The following is an 18,910-nucleotide window of genomic DNA, read 5'->3' as shown; positions in this document are numbered from 1 at the left end:
AATCGTAGGTTAATCGGGAGTTAATTCAAGAATTAAAAGATAAAAGACTTATTTTTGAAATGTATTTTTTGATAATATGAAACACAGAATCAATTTATTAATTTTTTTTTCGGCTATCGCCCTCGTGGTTTTATCTGTTGTACAATGCTATTTAGTAAAAACAACCTATGATTATAAAGTCGCACAATTCCATTCAGAAATAAAGAATGAAATAGCTAATATTACAAATGATTATAGCGATATCGATTCAACTATTGTCTTCAAAAAAGAGCTTCTTTACAAGCAATTAGCTGAGAATTATATCCATGACAAAAAAACAAAAGCGGATATTAAAAGTGCTTTGTTACAAAATGAATTTCGTAGCGAACTAACTCAAAAATTGCAACTGAAATTTGAAAGAGAAATTCCAAATTTTTCGATTGATTTTGCCATTGTACTCAACAAGTTTATCATCTATAATAATTCTAAAAAAGCAGATACTATTTTCTCTGAAAAGCCATTTATAAAAAACAAATTATATGGTAATCTGGCTTCGCTTGACAATGCTTTTTTAGTGCGAAATTATGCAAATACAGCAAGCGTAACAGCACAAACCCAAGATTATAATTTATTAACCGAAGACTCTATGTATGTTTCGGTTATCGATTGGGAAATGATAATATTAAAAAGAATGAGCATGATTTTGTTTCTTTCTTTACTATCTATTTTAACCCTGATAACACTTTTTGTAATTGCCATAAAAGCATTAATCAAGCAAAAAAAAGTAAGCGATATCAAAACTGATTTTATTAATAATATCACCCACGAACTCAAAACTCCTCTGACAACTTTGGCTATTTCGACCAAAATACTGGAGCGAAAAGACATTCGTGACAACGAAATTCATTTTAATTCTATTCTTAATACCATTTCTCGCCAAAACAACCGTTTACAGAGTTTAATCGACCAAGTTCTGGCAAACTCCTTAGAGGAGAATGAAATGGAAATGCAAAAAGAAAAAATCATTACAGAGCCTTTCCTAAATGCTATTATAGAAGATTTTAGAATTACATATCCAAAGGTTACCGTTGAAACTCAATTTACTACAAACGATACGATATTGGTATTAGATAAATTTCATTTAACAACAGCCATCCTAAATGTACTCGAAAATGCTGTAAAATATGGTTCAAATACAATTACTATTAAAACAATATTAAACAAGAACGAATTCGGTTTAAGCATTCAGGATAACGGAATTGGAATTTCTAAAAACAAACATCTATTATTATTTGATAAATTTTACCGCGTAGAACAAGGCAATCTACACAATTCAAAAGGGTTAGGATTAGGACTGTATTATGTAAACCAAATTATAAAAGCACATCAAGGATCAATTGCCGTAATGAGCGATTTAGGAAAAGGAGCAAAGTTTTACATTAGCATTCCGTTGAGTTAAGTTTTCAGTCGCAGTTTCAGTCCTGATAACTATCGGAATCAGTTGCAATACTTACAATTAATAAAATGAAAAAAATACTTTTAGCCGAGGATGATTCAGATTTTGCAAACGTGCTTAAACAATACTTGGAATTATATAATTATGAAGTTACATGGGCAGAAAATGGGCAAGAAGCTTTAGCTATATTTCAAACTACAACATTTGACATTTGTGTGTTTGATGTTATGATGCCTATCATTGATGGATTTACACTTGCCGAAAAGGTCATTAAAATCAATCCCGAAATACCTTTTATTTTTTTGACAGCCAGAAAGCTTAAAGAAGACAAAATCATTGGTTTAAAACTGGGAGCAGACGATTATATCGTAAAACCCTTTGAAGCTGAAGAGCTTATCTTACGCCTGAACAACATCTTGAAAAGAAGCCAACAAAAAACACCGATTTTTGCCCAAGCAAACAATTTACAAATTGGAGCTTATTTATTTGACACCAAACGTTTGTGCTTAAAAAAAGACGATATAACACAACAACTTACTGAAAAAGAAGCAGCTCTTATTCATTTCTTTTACACACATAAAAATCAAATGCTAAAAAGAGAACAAATCCTATCATCGATTTGGAAAAATGACGACTTTTTTTCTGGAAGAAGCATGGATGTTTATATCAGTAAAATTCGAAAATACTTTAAAGACGACTCCCGAATTAGCATCGATAGTATTCGTAATATCGGACTGGAGTTTAAAATAATAGATTAATTACTCTCATATTTAGCTAATTTATCTAAAATCGTCTGATAGGTTGGCGTTTCGATTTCGTATTTCAAACCTTCATTTACTACAAATTCAGTAAGCGACGAAAGCTCTGTTTTTTTTCCTGCCAACAAATCACGGTGCATAGACGAAGTTGCATCACGAGGCGTTTTTTCTAATTTCAATATCGTTTGCATTACAATATCATTAGGTAAATTCAGTCCTTTTACAGCTGCTATCATAGTGATTTCATTTAATAACGAAACATATAAATTACGGCTAGAAGCATTTCCCATGATTTCACCAATATTCTGATTTAAATAAGAAGTAGCCGAAGCCAAAGATGAAATAAAAACAAACTTTTCCCAAACCGTATCTTCGATAGTATCTACTAAATAGCTTTCGATTTTAGCATTCTCAAAAATAGTTTGTAACGCCTTCATTCTATAAACCGAAGCACTATCGGAACCAAAAAATAGTTTTTCGTAAACACCTATTTTTTTAATTTCACCAGGCGCAACAATCATCGAAACGATATATACACAACCTTGCAAGACTTCGTTATCTGGAAAAATAGTACTAATGCGTTCTGGAGCATCAACGCCATTATATAAAGGAAGAATAACCGTATTCTTGGTAATGCATTTTTTTATGGCATCAAGACTTTCTTCGATATCATAGGTTTTAGTAGCACAAATAAGATAATCTAGCTTACCGATTACATCAGGATCATTTGATACTACAGTTGGAAAAACAGTCGTTTCTCCTTCATCAGTACTAATTTTTAAACCCGATTGAGCAATAACTTCCATTGCTTTTCCTCTAGCAATAAAAACTACCTCTATAGCATCATTTTCAGCATAGGCTTTCGCCAAAAGTCCACCAAAATAACCACCTACTCCACCCAATCCTAAAATTCCGATTCTTGTTTTCATTATGATATTTTTTTATACAAATTAAAAAGGTCGCTATAGATTAAAAACTTAAAACCTGCTTAATCGATAGTCTTTTAATAGTATTAACTAGTTTTAAAATAAGCTTCTACAATAATAAATACTAAAAAATAAAATTGCTAAACCAAAAGTAATAAATTCCTATTTTGAGTTTTTAGAAATAATTTGAAGAAGATTGTTTCATGAAAATAACTTTGATACTCTCACAAATATAAAAAAATGCAGACCTGTAAGCCGGATTCTGTTCTTGTTATTACTAACAATACCTTATCATTTATCTAGACTTACAATTACTCATAAGTTCAAGCTATCTACCCTTCAGCAACGAACGAGAAGCTCTTAAATGCTGATATACTTGATATTTCACCGCATAGAGTTTACCTGTTTTCACTACAGCATTACCTGTACATACTTTCTGTTGCACTTGTCCTAACGCTATTTCTAACGCCGACGGGTGTTACCCGCTATGCTTCTCTGTGGTGTCCGGACTTTCCTCCCTTTTGATTTCTCAAAACGACGATAAGGCGGTCTGCGTGGCAAATTTAGCGTTTTTATAGGTTACTTCCGAGCATTACAAAATTTACTTTAACACTCTTTTACAAAGACTTAATTTTAAAATAGTTATCTTTAGTCGTCAACCTGTAAAATTTCATTTATCATGATTAGAATGTATCATTACGCAACTGTATCCAAGGCTTTGGATCAATTAAACGAAAAGGGATTTACTTATGATTTTAATCTAAATGAAGATGTAATTAAGAAAAATCCTGAAAAATTTGAAATCGTGCATGTGTATCGATACGAAGGCAACTCCGATCCTGGAGATGAAGCTGTGGTTTATGGAATAAAATCTACCTCAGGCAAAAAAGGTGTTTATGTTGCAGGATTTTCAGCCAATTCTGATTCTGAAACTGCAAAAATCTTAAGTGATTTAAGCATCAAAGGAAGATGATTTATTTAGGAACAATCTTAGTTGCTATTGGACAATGCAATTAAGCTAAAAACATCTTTTATATTGAACTGAATAAATCTCTCGCAAAGACGCCAAGTCGCAAAAAATCATGTAAAAATTTGGCGTCTTTGCGAGATAAATTATAGTTCAAAAAGCTTAACTTAATGACATTTAGCTCATACCTACACAAGAGAGATAATTTTTCTTTAAGCCTTAATTAGCTTTGCATATTCGGCAATTTTATCCTCGCTTATTTGCTTTGTAATTTCGAGTAATCGCTTTACTTTGGGTAGCAATGCATCGATATCTTCTTTTGTTACTATAAACTTTGGATTATAACGTGCTTCGATATAAGCACTTTTTAAAAGTTCGAATAATCGTTTTTCTTCGGGGGTATCATTGGGAAAAACTGACGGTAAATCTGATGAATATTTCCTTGTAAAAGAAAACAACTTAGTCAAATTATGCTGTTTTGGATTGGTTAACGTATGTACCAATCGAATCGTCTGAAAACTGTTTTCGCAAGCTTGATGAAGATTAAAAGAGCTTTTCTTATATAATTCTTGCTCATAACAAAATTGAGCAACTAATAAAAATTCTTTTGCGCTTTCAAATTTTTCTTTAAAATATTCTTCTGCTTGCTGTTTTATTTCGTCAAAACGAAGTGGGCGCTGTTCTGCAAGAGTAAACTTTTCACTATCATAAAGTACAACCCCTTCTTCTTTTATCTGTGTATAAAAATATCTGCCTGTGTCGATATATTCATTTAATCGTTTTATATTTTCATGAATAAACTCAACTGGAGTTTGCAAATCTGGGTCTCTATAATACATATCATCAACTGCATCAAGCATTCGGGTTGCTCTTTGGTCGGTTACTCCATCTGTTACTACGAGTATATCATAATCGCTCCTATAAGAAGTAGGAATACCAAATTCTACTCTTTCGTCACGATCTACATATTCATTTCTTGCATAACTTCCGTAGAGAATAATCATTTGCGTTTTTGGAAGTCTTGCAGTTATTTGTTCTACAAAACGCAGAAGATCTCTTTGTTTCTTTTGTGGCAGATAGGCGATGGATTTCTTCATTAGAAAGTAGTTATTATGAAACAAAGATAATTATATTCTTATTCTATTATAAATGAAAAATTTGCTTTGCTATATCTTACAGATAAACAAATGGAATTATAAAAAATATATTTGAAATGGGTGCGGAGTCAGGAGGCTTCTTATTGAAATATCACTTTTAATACTATTCTCGTTTTCAAGAAACCATATTACAGCAAGCAATTACTCTGCTAGGAGTTTCTTATCAATTTTATTTTAAAAATTTACTTTTTAAATCCATTCTACTATGAAGTATTCTAATAATTTCAATCTCATCATTTGAAATAACCTGGTAAAACAGAATATGTTCATTTGATTTGAATCCAAATAATTCTTTTGTTATCTCATCATAATTTTTACCCAAATTGGGGTTTTCGGCAATTTCACTGCATGAATCTAGAAGTAGGAAATAATACTTATCAGCCTGCCTTTCGGACCATTCTTCGCAAGTATAATTCCAAATTTGAGCTAAATCTTCAACAGCCTTATTAGTTAAATGATATTTAGCCATTTACTTCCTTTTTGCTTTCAAACTTTCAAGATGTTTATTAGGGTCGAAATTCTCAGCTCGCCCACTATTAATTCCTTCCTGAACTGCATTTTTTAAAATGATTAGTCGATTTTCCTCTTCTTCTAAAAGACGTAAACCTGCTCTAACAACTTCACTAGCATTTTTAAATCTTCCATCAGAAAGACTATGTTCGATAAAATTCTCAAAATGATCCCCCAACGATATAGATGTATTTCTTCCCATGATATCTTATAGATTTACGTAAAGTTACCATTTTTTGGTAATTCAGCAAACTATATTACTAATTAATATTTCTTAACCTTTAAAGAATACTTACAATTATATGATGTTTTGTTAGTAATGCTTTTTTGTAGAAATCAAGAATTGAATTTAGTGATTCTTTTATTTCTTCAAGTAATTGTGCTCTATCATCTTTCCAAATTCCGTTTGGATATATTTTATTTTTCTTCAATAGTTGCAAATCAAAATTAGTTGTGAGTTTTTCAAAATCAACTTTTTCAATTACAATTACTATTTCGGCTAATGCTTCATTTTTAATAAGAGAAACAAAATCGGCATTTTCATCATCTGGATTAAAATTATCAACTCCTACAACGGCTTCACTCAGCTTATTATCCTCAATAGGTTCTGATGCCGAAACGCCTGTTAAAAAGAAATGTAGTACATCCCAAATTTTATCAATATCTATTCTTTCAAACTTTTCGGTTTCCTCTATTTCAAAAATCTTATTTGTCAAATCTTCATTACTTAAATCTATAAGAGAGTCCAATGTCTCTTGGTCAATCATAAGATATTCTGCAATCATTCCCATATCTAAAAATAATTTTCAAGTTTATAATTAGTATTAACCTTTCATTTGCTCTAATCAATAATTTATACATATCCGTAATCAAATTTTAATCACCTTAATATTATAATTAATTAAAATAATAAAAATCGAGTCATTTTATATGATACTACTTTTGTCAGCGTTAACAAGGTCGGAAGTAAAAATATGCATAATCTTCTAGATCTGCTTACTAATTATCATTAAAACATATCAAAACTGTTTACATGACACTTCCTTCTTTAATCTGATAAGATTGAGAATAGAAATCTAAACTCTTAACATCCCACGAAATCCTCTGGCGGCATAATACGAATCTGCACCGTTATGATATACAAAAACTGTGTTATAACGAAAATCAGCAAAAAGTGCACCTCCTAGTTTTCTGATATCAGCTGGTGTAACTATCCAACTTGATGTTTTAGTATCAAATTTACCAAGTTGCTGTAGCTCTCGGTATTCTTTTTCGGTCAAAATCTCAACCCCCATATTGGTTGCTATATTAACTGCGCTATCTTTTGGCTTATTTTCTTTTCTTTTTTCCAGCGCTTCATGATCGTAACAAATACTTCTGCGTCCTTTGGGACTTTCAGCAGAACAATCATAGAAAATATATTCATCGGTTACTTTATCATAACCAACAACGTCTGGCTCGCCTTCGGTTATTTCCATTTCATTTAGCGACCACATTTTTTCGGCATTTGCTTCTAGTTTTGCTTGTACTTTAGCCCATTCAATTCCTTTATGACGGTTGCTATTTTTCTCAAAACGAGTTTTTAAGATATCAAGTAATGTTCTATTTTGTTCTGCTGATAACTTTTTCATGTTATTCAATTTTATAAAAATTACTATTAAAAGATTCATCTAAATAATTCAATAAATTCATCTTATTTCAATTATACAGTAACGAATGACTTTATTTCTAGCTAAAATAATTATTTTTTGATTACAAATTAACATTCTAAAATGAATAACTAAATACCTGAATGTTATCATTTCAAATAAAATTAGGCTCTATTATTTAATAGTAATTATTTAAAAATCAGTAACTACTTAAACGTGCAAAATCTTTCAATATTTAAATTTTTAAATCTTTAAATTATAATCTATCTTTGCTATCCAATAAACAATCTATGGAACAATTTGTAGTATCGGCTCGTAAATATCGCCCGCAGACATTTAAAGATGTTGTGGGACAAAAAGCGATTACCAACACTTTACTAAATGCCATAGAAAGTAACCACCTTGCTTCGGCGCTATTATTTACAGGACCTCGTGGAGTTGGTAAAACAACTTGTGCACGTATTCTTGCACGAAAAATAAACCAGCCCGGTTATGATGATCCTAATGAAGATTTTGCTTTTAATGTTTTTGAACTTGATGCTGCTTCTAACAACTCTGTAGATGATATTCGTAACTTGATTGATCAGGTTCGAATCCCTCCACAAACAGGACAGTATAAAGTATATATTATTGACGAGGTGCATATGTTGTCATCGGCCGCTTTTAATGCTTTTTTGAAAACATTAGAAGAACCGCCTAAACATGCCATCTTTATATTGGCAACAACTGAGAAACATAAAATCATTCCAACGATTTTATCTCGTTGTCAAATTTTTGATTTCAAAAGAATTACCGTTAAAGATGCCAAAGAACACCTAGCTGAAGTGGCAACAAGTCAAGGTGTTGTTTACGAAGACGATGCGTTACATATCATTGCGCAAAAAGCAGATGGTGCAATGCGTGATGCTTTGTCTATTTTTGACCGAGTTGTTTCTTATTGTGGTACCAATTTAACACGTCAGGCTGTTACCGAAAACTTAAACGTTTTAGATTACGAAACTTATATTTCTATCACTGATTTTATCCTTGAAAATAAAATCCCTGAATTATTAATCGCTTACAATGACATCCTTGCCAAAGGCTTTGATGGCCATCATTTTATTGCTGGTTTAGCATCGCATTTTAGAGATTTATTGGTTAGCAAAACTCCTTCTACTTTATCTCTTCTTGAAGTTGGTGAACAGGCTCAACAAATGTATGGGATACAGTCTCAAAAAGCGAGTCAGGAATTTTTACTAAAAGGAATTGAAATTGCTAATGATTGTGATTTAAAATATAAGCTAAGTCAGAATCAGCGACTTTTGGTTGAACTTAGTTTGATGCAATTGGCCTCTATCAACTTTGATGGAGAAAAAAAAAAGTTGAGCAATACATAATTCCGCCTACTTATTATAGAAATCCTACTTTCTCTATCACAGAAGTTAAAGCTCCTGTCGAAAAGAAAGAAGCACCTCTAGCAACGCATAATTCAACTCCAGATACTCAAAAACCTGAAACTGAAGCTCCAGAAAAAGTAGCTGAAGCTAATCCAGTAATGCCAAATATTACAAAGCCAGGTGTTTCAGCATTTTCTTTATCAAGTATTCGTAAGAAAAAAGAATTAGAGGCTGCTAATAAATCTTATGTAAAGCCAACAACTCATTTACCTACTGAGGATTTTACCGAAACAGAAATGTTACTACAATGGAATAAGTATGCACAACGTTTAGGCGAGAAAGGTTTTAAGATAATGGAATCATTATTACTGATAAACGATCCTGTTTTAAACGGTACTTCTATTTCTATCGAACTACCTAATGAAGGCTCTAAGCTTGATTTTGAAAAAGAACTTAATGGCTTATTAGGACATTTAAGAGGACATTTGCATAATCACGATATTACTATTAATATTATTGTAAATGAGAGTTTTGAATTCAAAAGAAGTCTTAACGATCAGGATCGCTATAATAGGTTATTAGAAATAAATCCAAACATCGAACTTTTAAGAACAACATTTGGATTAGATTTACATACTTAATTAAGCTAAGTTCTGAGACTCTGAGACACTAAGGTTCAAAGATTATACGCAAAGATTACTACAGTCCCAATAGCTAGAATGGCTAAAAAACTACTTATTCTTTAGTCCAAAATTATAAATTTTTGTCAGCCATTTTTCTTTTTGATTACTATTGGATGTTTTTATAACTCCAATATAACTTACTTTGACTGGTTTTACTCCGCAAAATTCTAAAGTAGATTTCTTTAATTGATTTACGCTTGGTCTTCCAAAAAACAATCTGTAATACCAACCTGGCTGATCTAAAGTAGTAATAATATGAGCTGTTTTGTCTTTTAAGAGTTTATCCCACCAAACCGAATTTTCACGATACTGGAAAGCCATTTCTGGCAAAAAAAGCCGATCAATAAATCCTTTTGTAATTGCTGGCAATCCTCCCCACCAAACTGGATGAATCCAAACTAAATGGTCTGCTCGTTTTATTTTTTCCCACGACTCTAATAAATCAGGCTCTAATTCGGTTCTTCTTTGATAACCGAATTGCAAATTGGGATTAAACTTCAGATTGGCTATTGTAATCGTTTCTACTTTTGCATCTGATTGCAAAGCTCCTTTTTTATAAGCTTCGGCTAAAGCAAAATTAAAACTTGCTGGATTAGGATGTCCATTGATAATGAGAATGTTTTTCATGTTCAATTAGCTTATTTTAAGATTAATTGTGCTGTAATTATTTAATACTTCAAAGATTTCTTGTGCTGAATGTGTTTGATGACTGAAATAAATTCCGTTTACTAAATCTTCATTTAGCATCTTTTCGATATGTAAAACTGTAGAAAATGCTGTTAGCTCAGCCTGACCTTTAACGCTTTGTAAGCTTATTTTTCTTGTCTTATTCTGTGCTTTAATAACGATTTCAAAAATAGTTTGATCTCCATTTCCGCTCCCTCCAAACAATAGTTTTCTTTCTCTTAAAGACATGATATTAAAAATCTTAAGCGATTGAAAATAACCCATTAAACTGGTGACAAATTTAGAATTATAGGTCATTTTTACCGAAACAGTCGGTATTTTTTCTATCTGATTTAAAATAAATAAATCTGGCACATCTAGATTATAAACCTGTCGTTTTCCAATTCCGAATGAGAAGTTGTATTTTTCAGAGTTTAAAAAATGCTTGACATTTTGAGGTTTATTATTTTTATAGACAATAAATGGCTTACATACATTTTCTGCCAAAAAATTTGCTGAACTTTTCCCTGCCAAGTCTTTTATAGAATAATAAATATAAAGATTTGTTTCCTGAATTTTGCTCTTATCTGGTTCTACCAAATCAACTAAATTACCAACTATCCCTCCCATCCAGCCGGAGCCAAAAACGATGCGACTATTTACATTTTGTTTGTTTGCTATTGCTAGATCATATGCAACTGTTAAATCTGGAGTAGGTTTTGTAATATCTATATAATCTAGCTTATTTTGTATTGCGTACTTTAAGATTTCATTATCACTGTCTTTTGTACACAATACAATTAGATCAATTTTATTATCAATAATACAGTCAAAAGTTTTTGAATTGTTTACATCAATAACCAAATCATTGATTGTATTCCCTAATTGTCGACTCCCAACAAATAAGTTATAGTTAGGATTTCTTCCTTTAAGTATGCGCAATATAACTTTACCAACTAATCCTGTTCCTCCTATTACTAAAATATTTTTTCTCATCATTACATATTGTTTTCAGCAAACATAATAACGAAACTGCTCTCGGTAACCAGACAAATGTCCTATAAAATTGCTTTCCGAATTCGGCTTAAGTGTCTTGGTGTAACTCCTAAAAAAGATGCTAAATATTGTAACGGAATCAACTGAATATAATTGGGGTGATTTTTAAAAAGGGTTTCATAACGTTCTTTTCCCGTCAGTTTCTGAAAAGATAAAATACGTTGTTCTAAATTTATATATTGCATTTCTGCTATTATTCGTCCCGTTTTTTGCCAATGAATACTATTTTCATAAAGATGCTCAATACTAGCATGGCTTATAACTTCGAGTTCTGTATCAAATAACGCCTGAATATTTTCTTCTGTTGGTTTCTGGGTAATAAAACTAGCAAAAGCTGCCATAAATTCATTCTCGAATGTAATACAGTTTGTGATTTCTTCTCCTTCAGAATTGATATAAAATGAGCGCAAGGCACCCGATTTTATCAAAACAATATCTTTGGCTATTTGTGATTCTTGAATTAAAAAATCTCCTTTTTTTAATTTCTTTCTAGTAATTAAACCATCTAATTTATCTAATTCGTTTAGAGGTAAAACTTGAAGAGATTGAAATATTGATTTCATTGTGTTTTATTATGAATAACAAAATTATTGCATTTTACGAATCGATAGCTTTTTCAGCTGAACTGAAAATATTTTCAATTCTTTTATCCGGAATTAACCATAATAATGCCACTATAAAATAACATGCTCCTGAAATCCATTCGTTAAAGAAAGAGCTAATGATTCCTATTATATATAAAACTACCGAAGTTTTCCCTTTTAAATCTTTTCCTAATGTTTTAGCTAATACTGAATTTTTTCCTTCGCTAGAAACAATAATCTCTTGTAATATAACATATGCAATTGCTGACAACAATAATATAGCACCATACAATGCCATTGCTGGTTTAGCAAAATTATGTTCTCCCATCCAACCAGTTGAAACAGGAACCAGCGAAAGCCAAAAAAGTAAATGCAGATTAGCCCAAAGAATTTTAGCATTGACTTTGGTAACTCCGTGTAATAAATAATGATGATTATTCCAGTAAATACCTATATAGACAAAACTCAAGACATAACTTATAAATTTAGGGAAAAGAGGTATTAAATCCTTAAAGCTTTCTTCATGAGGAACCTTAATCTCCAGAACCATAATGGTCAGTATAATTGCCAAAACACCGTCACTAAAAGCCTCTAATCTCGTTTTATTCATAAAGTATTAAATAGTACAACTCATGGCTGTAGTTAATAAAAGTACTATAACTATATATTCTTGCAGAACTGTTAAGCCTAAATTTACTGATACTAAATAAATCTCTCGCAAAGAAGTAAAGTCTTTTTCGTTTTCTTTGTGCTTTGCGAGAAGATAATTAATTATATTTTTCCGTAATACATTGCCTTTACGATACCATCTGAAAGACCAATTTTAGGAACATAAATTTGTCGTGCTCCACTCCATTTCATTGCATTAAGATATATTCTTGTTGCTGGAATGATTACATCGGCACGATCGGGATTAAGCCCTAATTCAGCAATTCTTTGATCATATGTTAGAGAATTTAAGAAAGCATATTGTGAGTTTACATAAATATATGATAAGGGTTTTTCTTGCTGTTTGCCCGACATTTTGAACAATTTATTAATATTCCCCCCTGACCCTATAAGTGTAACTTCTTCGTATCCTTCTGTATTAGTTCTAATCCATTTTTCAATTTCATCCCATACCACATCGCAAACCATTCCGTTTAGTAATCGCACAGTTCCTGCTTTAAAAGATCTTGAAGTAACCAATTTTCCGTTTGAGAAGAGTGTAAACTCTGTACTTCCACCTCCAACATCTACAAAAAGATACGTTTGATCTGTTTTTAACAAATGATGTAAATCTGTTGAAGCAATAATAGCAGCTTCTTTTTTACCATCGATAATTTCAATCTTTATATCTGCTTTCTTCTTGATTATTTCTACCACTTCTTTTCCATTATAGGCTTCTCTCATTGCTGATGTTGCAAATGCCATATAACGTTCTACTTTATGTACTTTCATTAAAAGATTGAATGCCTTCATTGCGTCACACATTCTTTCAATATTTTCTTGAGATATTTCACCAACTGTAAAGGCATCTTGTCCTAAACGAATTGGCACACGTACTAGGGAGCTTTTATTAAACTGAGGTTCCTTCCCCTCTTGTTCTACAACATTGGAAATTAACAATCGCATGGCATTTGATCCAATATCGATTGCTCCATATTTTTTTATTTTAATCATTCTCGCTTATGATTTGAAATTTAGCATATTACTATAAAGACTATTATTGTTTTAAAACAACTTCCTCTATAGTATTTACTTTGTTTTGATAATATTTGTATGTTTCTAATTGTGCTCTAAATACGGCATGATGGTTTCTAGCTTTGTATTTATTATCTAATTTATAAGAATGAAAACGGACTTTTACATTTCCTTTCCAAGCAATATTAAAATTATCTATTAACTCATTTTTAATTGCTTGATCATAAATTGGACAAGTTACTTCTACTCTTCCGTCTAGATTTCTTGTCATAAAATCGGCTGATGATATATACACCTCGCTCAATCCTGCATTACCAAAAATATAAACTCTTGAATGCTCCAGATAATTATCAACAATACTTATTGCTTCTATATTTTCACTCATTCCAGGAATTCCAGGAATTAAAGAACAAATCCCTCTTACTTGTAGTTGAATTTTCACCCCTGCATTACTCGCCTCGTATAATTTATCTATCATTTTATAATCCGATAAACTATTCATCTTAAGCTTTATATATGTCTTACGACCTGCTAGCGCATGAAGAATCTCTCTGTCGATTAATTTTACAAATTTAGATCTTGTATAATGTGGCGATACTATTAAATGTTTGTAACGGTGCACTCTGTAATTAATGTCAAAGAATTCAAATATCTTAGAAATATCTTTTAGAATTTGTTGATGACTTGTAAATAATGTAACATCGGTATAAATCTTAGCCGTTGATTCATTGAAATTACCTGTCGAAATAAATCCATATCTTTTGGTTTTTCCTTCATCAACTCTTTCAATCACACATATTTTACTATGCACTTTTAGCCCTTTAATTCCAAAAATAAGGTCAATTCCTTCCATTTGCATTTGCTCTGCATACGAAATATTCGAAGCTTCATCAAATCTAGCCTGTAGCTCTATTTGTACTATTACTTTTTTTCCGTTTTTAGCGGCATTGATTAACGAACTAATTATTTGAGAATTCTTAGCCAAACGGTATAATGTAATCTTAATCGATGTAACTTTTGGATCTAAAGCTGCTTCTCGTAAAAACTTAGTTACGTACGAAAACGACTGATAGGGTGCATTTAGCAAATAATCTTTTTTTCCAATTTTTTCCAATATACTTCCTTCCATACTCAGTCCTGGAATTGGCAATGGTAAATTTCTTTTATATAACAAATCATGTCTTCCTAAATTAGGAAAATTCATGTAATCACGTCGATTATGATATCTTCCCCCAGGGATTATACTATCTGTGGAAATGATTTTCATTTTCTCGAGAAAAAACTGTAATGTATCTGGCTCAATTAATTGATCGTAAATAAAACGAACTGGCTCACCTATTCGTCTATCTTTTACTGATGTAGCTATTTTTTCAAGCATACTTTTACTCAAATCACTATCGATATCTAACTGTGCATCACGAGTAATTTTTATCATATGTGCAGAGACACTCTTGTAATCAAAAATGGTGAAAATGCTACTCAAATTATGTCTAATAACATCATCTATCAGAATAATATAATTTTTATCATCATGAGAAGGTAAAACAACAAATCTGTTTATGGTTTTAGGAATTTCGATTACAGCATATCTAACTTCTCCAGTATTGTTCATCTCTAAACGTACTGCCAAATAACCTAGGGTATCTTTTAAAACTGGAAACTCAGCTAAGTCATTTAATATGATAGTAACCAATTCTGGACTTAATTTCTCAATGAAAAAATTCTTTAAATATTCTTCCTGATCTTTTGTAATCTCATTTTCGGTAATAATAAAAATATTCTCTGTTTCAAGTTCAGCTTCAATATTGCTTAATATCCTTAAACTCTCTGATTGTTGCTGAATCACTATTTCGGTAATATCCTTAACTAATTGTTGAGCAGATATTCCTCCTAAGTATTTTTCGCCTGATATTCCTGAAAGACTTAATCTTCGGATAGCGGCAAAACGAACTCTAAAAAACTCATCTAAATTATTCGAAAAAATTCCTAAAAAACGTAATCTGTCTAAAAGTGGTACTGTAATATCAGCTGCTTCTTGTAATACTCTTGCGTTAAATGCCAGCCAACTTTTTTCTCTATCTATATATTTTTGTTCGTACACTGTATTCATTTTAAATCTTTAGGGAAAATGGTTTTTTGAGTTCTGCCTTTATCTATTTTGTCCCAACTTTCTGCTTCAAATTGTAATGATACAAAACCTGAAGTAGGCACATTGTCGATGAAAACATCCCCAAATTTATTAACAAAATTTGTAATAGCCTCGTTATGTCCGAAAAGAATAACACTTTCGAAAGTATTATTACACGATTTGATAACCTTTTCTAATTGTTTCTCATCAAAAGTATAAAGATCGTCTTTGTAAATAATACTTTCTATTGGATATGAAATATTTTGTGCAAAAATAAGTGCTGTTTCTACAGCCCTTGCAGCGGTACTACTCCACATCAAAAAGGTCTTAGGCAGAAAATTTGAAATATTAGCTGAAACGTTATGCGCATCATGAATTCCTTTTTTTACTAAAGGTCTGTCAAAATCTTTTAGAGGTGCTTCCCAACTTGATTTTGCATGTCTGATCAATATTAAATTTTTCATATTACGAATACTATTTGTTTATATGGTATTTAACCTTTTTGTCTTTACTGCATTTGTTAGTTCTTTTAATCATCATAAATTAAAAAAAAGAAGAATCATTTATGATTAAATCACAAAAACAGCCTTGAAAATTTAGCTACAATTTACAAAAGAATTCTATAAGGTCATCTCTTTTGTTGAATTTTTATATTTCTAATTTATTGTGATGAACTATTTATAACAAAAAATAATCTTAATAAATTCTTAAAAAAAAGTCACATAAATTTTAACATCCCATTTTGTCAATTACAAGTATTCTGAAGATTCTGCTTTTTTTAAATCTCATCTGTTTTTTTATAAGAAAAACATGTACTTAATCTATAATAAATGTATTTCGTCGATGTTTGAAATAAAAATCAAAAACACACAACTAACTAATTATGAGTGATTTAAATCAATGTTGAAAAATATTTTTCACCAATTTTTTGGTAAAAATTGCTTCTAAAAAAAAATGAAAAATAAAAAAACAAACCCCCTTTTTTTGATTTTTTTTAGTCAAAAATGTCCTTTCAACGAGTATTTGAGTCATTTGCAGGGAAAAAAAATCAATTAAAAACAGACTATATAACTTTGATTATGTTAAAAAAAATAAAATTTTCACAAACCATAAAGTTAAATATATGAAGGCCAGAAAAAGGAAAAATCAAACAGAAAGAATCTATTCGAAGGATTTTAATTCCTAAACACACCGAAATTATATTTAAATAAAATTACACTAGGATATCACTTTAGAGAAACTATTAATTTTTGAAATTAAAGATTATGAAAAAAATTACTTTATTAACTATTTTAGGATTATTCTTTTTTTCTTTTGGTTTATACGCTCAAGAAAAAAACATTCCGATTAGAATTGGGAATACACCTTACCAAAGTAAATCCACGGCCAAAAAAAGTGCTTTTGCAGCTCCTGCTGCAGTACAAGCATTAGCCGTAGCAGGATCTATAGATGTTGCTAATCCAACTGCTGGAAACAATGGATATACTGCTGATGGGTTAGTAAAAAACATATTAACTTCTGGCTGTTTGGTTGTGAGCAATGTTCGATTTGGCTACTACCAAAAAAGTGGAAGTAATTGGAACTGGAGTGATCATATTTGGTCTGGAACCGCTGGTGATAGACAATTAGGTTATTACAGCAAAGGCACTTCTACATTCCCAATTGATGAAGGGCTTTTAATCTCAACAGGAAAAATAAATTCTGCCATGGGGCCCAATTCCTTTGCAAATAAATCAGATGCAATGGTTAATAACGCAAGTGATCCAGACTTAACTAACATTTCTGGAGAAACAATGCATGATGCCGCCATCCTTGAATTCAATTTTATTCCTGATGGGAACCTTGTTGAATTTAAATTTGTATTTGCCTCTGAAGAATATCTTGAATATGTTCACACTGATTTTAATGATGCTTTTGGTTTTTTCTTAAGTGGGCCTGGAATCACTGGTTCTTATACTAATAATGCAGTAAACCTTGCTCAATTACCCAATAATGATGCTGTTACTATAAACAATATCCATTCTGCTGGGACTAATACGTACGGTACTTCTTTTCCTGCTCATAATGCAGCTTACTATGTAAATAATCCTGCTGGATCTACAGTTATGGAATTTGACGGATCTACAACTGTTCTTACTGCTACTTATGCAGTTACTCCTGGACAAACCTATAAAATAAAAATGGCTATTGCTGATGCATCTGATCAACTTTATGATGCAGGTGTATTTTTAAAAGCAAGAAGTTTTGCTACAAATACTTTAGTTATTACAAATCCTGCTCCAGTGTGTTCTCCTAATACGGTAAATCTTACTGCTCCTGCGATTACTGCAGGTAGTACGGCTGGATTAACTTATACTTATTGGCTAGACGCAGCAGCAACTATTCCTTATAACACTCCAACTGCCGCAACTGCAGGTACTTATTACATAAAAGGAAAAAATCTTGTATCTGGTTGTTCAGATACAAAACCAGTTGTTGTAACTGTTAGCAATGTTGTTGTAACTGAAGCTACTGCCTCACATCTTAATGTAAAATGTTTTGGAGCTTCAACTGGGGCAATTACTCTTAACAATGCTACAGGTGGTGTTGCTCCGTACACCTATTCTTGGAAGAAAAATGGAAGTCCTTTTGCAACTACTCAAAACCTAACTGGTTTAACCGTTGGCTCTTACGAAGTTACTGCAACTGATGTAAATGGCTGTAAAGGCATTAGTACTATTGCTATTACACAACCTACAACTGACTTAACTGTTACCTTAACATCAAAAACAAATGTACTTTGCAACAATGATGCTACAGGTGCAATTGATATAAATGTAACTGGTGGTACTGGCGCTTATACTTATAGTTGGACAAAAGACGGAAATACATTTGCTCCTGTTACTCAAGATTTAATAAATATTCTTTCTGGAATTTACATTGTGACCGTAACTGATGCTAATAGCTGTCAAAAACAACTTTCTGTAACTATCAATAGTGGAGATTCTACTAAACCAATCGTTAATCCATTACCTGCCGTTTCAACTATTAATTGTCCACAGACTCCAATATTTGCTGTTGCAACTGCTAGTGATAATAGTGGTACGGTAACATCACTGACCTTTGTAGACGTAAATACTCCCGGATCATGCCCTGGAACTTATTCGATAACCAGAACTTGGACTGCGAAAGATGCTTGTAATAATGTTTCTCTTCCTGTAAGTCAAACAATAAATATTGTAGATACTACTGCCCCAACTTGGACTACAACTCCAACTGCACTTGATGTAACATTGCAATGTAGCGATGCTACTGGTTTAACTACTGCACAAGCCAATGCTCCTGTAGCAACC

General features: G+C 31.6%; 19 protein-coding genes and 1 other RNA gene. 6 read left to right on the top strand and 14 right to left on the bottom strand.

Going from position 1 to position 18,910, the window contains the following annotated elements:
* The first annotated feature begins 76 nt into the window (after positions 1 to 76).
* Both LPB87_RS19725 and LPB87_RS19720 read left to right on the top strand, forming a co-directional pair.
* Positions 77 to 1,438: a HAMP domain-containing sensor histidine kinase gene (locus LPB87_RS19725; protein WP_230729042.1), complete on the top strand. Its 1,362-nt coding sequence runs from the start codon at positions 77 to 79 to the stop codon at positions 1,436 to 1,438.
* Positions 1,439 to 1,503: 65 nt separating this feature from the next.
* A complete protein-coding gene (locus LPB87_RS19720; RefSeq protein WP_230729041.1) occupies positions 1,504 to 2,193 on the top strand; it encodes a response regulator transcription factor in 690 nt (229 codons plus the stop codon).
* Here the strand turns inward: LPB87_RS19720 and LPB87_RS19715 are convergent.
* Positions 2,190 to 3,122 carry a 2-dehydropantoate 2-reductase gene (locus LPB87_RS19715; protein ID WP_230729040.1) on the bottom strand — a complete coding sequence of 311 codons (933 nt, stop codon included), beginning with the start codon at positions 3,120 to 3,122 and terminating at the stop codon, positions 2,190 to 2,192. The genes LPB87_RS19720 and LPB87_RS19715 overlap by 4 nt on opposite strands.
* Before the next feature lie 232 nt (positions 3,123 to 3,354).
* Positions 3,355 to 3,676: RNase P RNA component class A (rnpB, locus tag LPB87_RS19710), an RNA gene on the bottom strand.
* 122 nt (positions 3,677 to 3,798) lie between these two features.
* On the opposite strand from rnpB, the gene LPB87_RS19705 reads away from it, so the two are divergent.
* Complete coding sequence (locus tag LPB87_RS19705; protein ID WP_129539065.1) at positions 3,799 to 4,092, top strand: hypothetical protein; 294 nt, start codon at positions 3,799 to 3,801, stop codon at positions 4,090 to 4,092.
* Positions 4,093 to 4,298: 206 nt separating this feature from the next.
* Here LPB87_RS19705 and LPB87_RS19700 read toward each other — a convergent pair whose 3' ends face one another.
* The 5 genes from LPB87_RS19700 to LPB87_RS19680 all read right to left on the bottom strand — a co-directional run bounded on the left by LPB87_RS19700 (position 4,299) and on the right by LPB87_RS19680 (position 7,384).
* A complete protein-coding gene (locus LPB87_RS19700; RefSeq protein ID WP_230729039.1) occupies positions 4,299 to 5,183 on the bottom strand; it encodes a HEPN domain-containing protein in 885 nt (294 codons plus the stop codon).
* Positions 5,184 to 5,412: 229 nt separating this feature from the next.
* Entirely contained in the window at positions 5,413 to 5,712 is a 300-nt protein-coding gene (locus LPB87_RS19695) for a type II toxin-antitoxin system RelE/ParE family toxin (protein ID WP_230729038.1), read from the bottom strand.
* Positions 5,713 to 5,955 (bottom strand): type II toxin-antitoxin system ParD family antitoxin, encoded by a 243-nt coding sequence (locus LPB87_RS19690; protein ID WP_230729037.1) that lies wholly within the window; start codon positions 5,953 to 5,955, stop codon positions 5,713 to 5,715.
* A 79-nt stretch (positions 5,956 to 6,034) separates the two neighbouring features.
* Positions 6,035 to 6,544: a YfbM family protein gene (locus LPB87_RS19685; RefSeq protein WP_230729036.1), complete on the bottom strand. Its 510-nt coding sequence runs from the start codon at positions 6,542 to 6,544 to the stop codon at positions 6,035 to 6,037.
* Between the two features lie 285 nt (positions 6,545 to 6,829).
* Positions 6,830 to 7,384: a DUF4256 domain-containing protein gene (locus tag LPB87_RS19680; protein ID WP_230729035.1), complete on the bottom strand. Its 555-nt coding sequence runs from the start codon at positions 7,382 to 7,384 to the stop codon at positions 6,830 to 6,832.
* A gap of 308 nt (positions 7,385 to 7,692) precedes the next feature.
* On the opposite strand from LPB87_RS19680, the gene dnaX reads away from it, so the two are divergent.
* Complete coding sequence (gene dnaX / locus LPB87_RS19675) at positions 7,693 to 8,778, top strand: DNA polymerase III subunit gamma/tau (RefSeq protein WP_230729034.1); 1,086 nt, start codon at positions 7,693 to 7,695, stop codon at positions 8,776 to 8,778.
* Between the two features lie 158 nt (positions 8,779 to 8,936).
* Positions 8,937 to 9,419: a DNA polymerase III subunit gamma/tau gene (locus LPB87_RS19670; RefSeq protein WP_230729033.1), complete on the top strand. Its 483-nt coding sequence runs from the start codon at positions 8,937 to 8,939 to the stop codon at positions 9,417 to 9,419.
* A gap of 90 nt (positions 9,420 to 9,509) precedes the next feature.
* On the opposite strand, the gene LPB87_RS19665 is transcribed toward LPB87_RS19670, so the two are convergent.
* The 7 genes from LPB87_RS19665 to LPB87_RS19635 form a co-directional block, all read right to left on the bottom strand.
* Entirely contained in the window at positions 9,510 to 10,088 is a 579-nt protein-coding gene (locus LPB87_RS19665) for an NAD(P)H-dependent oxidoreductase (protein ID WP_230729032.1), read from the bottom strand.
* Positions 10,089 to 10,094: 6 nt separating this feature from the next.
* Entirely contained in the window at positions 10,095 to 11,126 is a 1,032-nt protein-coding gene (locus tag LPB87_RS19660; RefSeq protein WP_230729031.1) for a saccharopine dehydrogenase, read from the bottom strand.
* A gap of 59 nt (positions 11,127 to 11,185) precedes the next feature.
* Positions 11,186 to 11,746: a Crp/Fnr family transcriptional regulator gene (locus LPB87_RS19655; protein ID WP_129539074.1), complete on the bottom strand. Its 561-nt coding sequence runs from the start codon at positions 11,744 to 11,746 to the stop codon at positions 11,186 to 11,188.
* 34 nt (positions 11,747 to 11,780) lie between these two features.
* Positions 11,781 to 12,377, bottom strand: a complete 597-nt coding sequence (locus LPB87_RS19650; RefSeq protein ID WP_230729030.1) for a TMEM175 family protein — start codon at positions 12,375 to 12,377, stop codon at positions 11,781 to 11,783.
* Positions 12,378 to 12,538: 161 nt separating this feature from the next.
* Positions 12,539 to 13,429 carry a rod shape-determining protein gene (locus LPB87_RS19645; RefSeq protein ID WP_129539076.1) on the bottom strand — a complete coding sequence of 297 codons (891 nt, stop codon included), beginning with the start codon at positions 13,427 to 13,429 and terminating at the stop codon, positions 12,539 to 12,541.
* Between the two features lie 43 nt (positions 13,430 to 13,472).
* Entirely contained in the window at positions 13,473 to 15,560 is a 2,088-nt protein-coding gene (gene ppk1 / locus LPB87_RS19640; protein ID WP_129539077.1) for a polyphosphate kinase 1, read from the bottom strand.
* Positions 15,557 to 16,042 (bottom strand): histidine phosphatase family protein, encoded by a 486-nt coding sequence (locus tag LPB87_RS19635; RefSeq protein WP_230729029.1) that lies wholly within the window; start codon positions 16,040 to 16,042, stop codon positions 15,557 to 15,559. Before LPB87_RS19635 ends, ppk1 begins: the two co-directional genes overlap by 4 nt.
* Before the next feature lie 801 nt (positions 16,043 to 16,843).
* Here LPB87_RS19635 and LPB87_RS19630 point away from each other — a divergent pair.
* On the top strand, positions 16,844 to 18,910 hold a 2,067-nt coding region (locus tag LPB87_RS19630; RefSeq protein ID WP_230729028.1), incomplete at its 3' end, for a choice-of-anchor L domain-containing protein.

This window comes from Flavobacterium sp. EDS, from assembly GCF_020991525.1.
Lineage (GTDB): Bacteria > Bacteroidota > Bacteroidia > Flavobacteriales > Flavobacteriaceae > Flavobacterium.
Note: the sequence above shows the minus strand (reverse complement) of the source record. Positions and strands in the feature narration are given on the sequence as shown.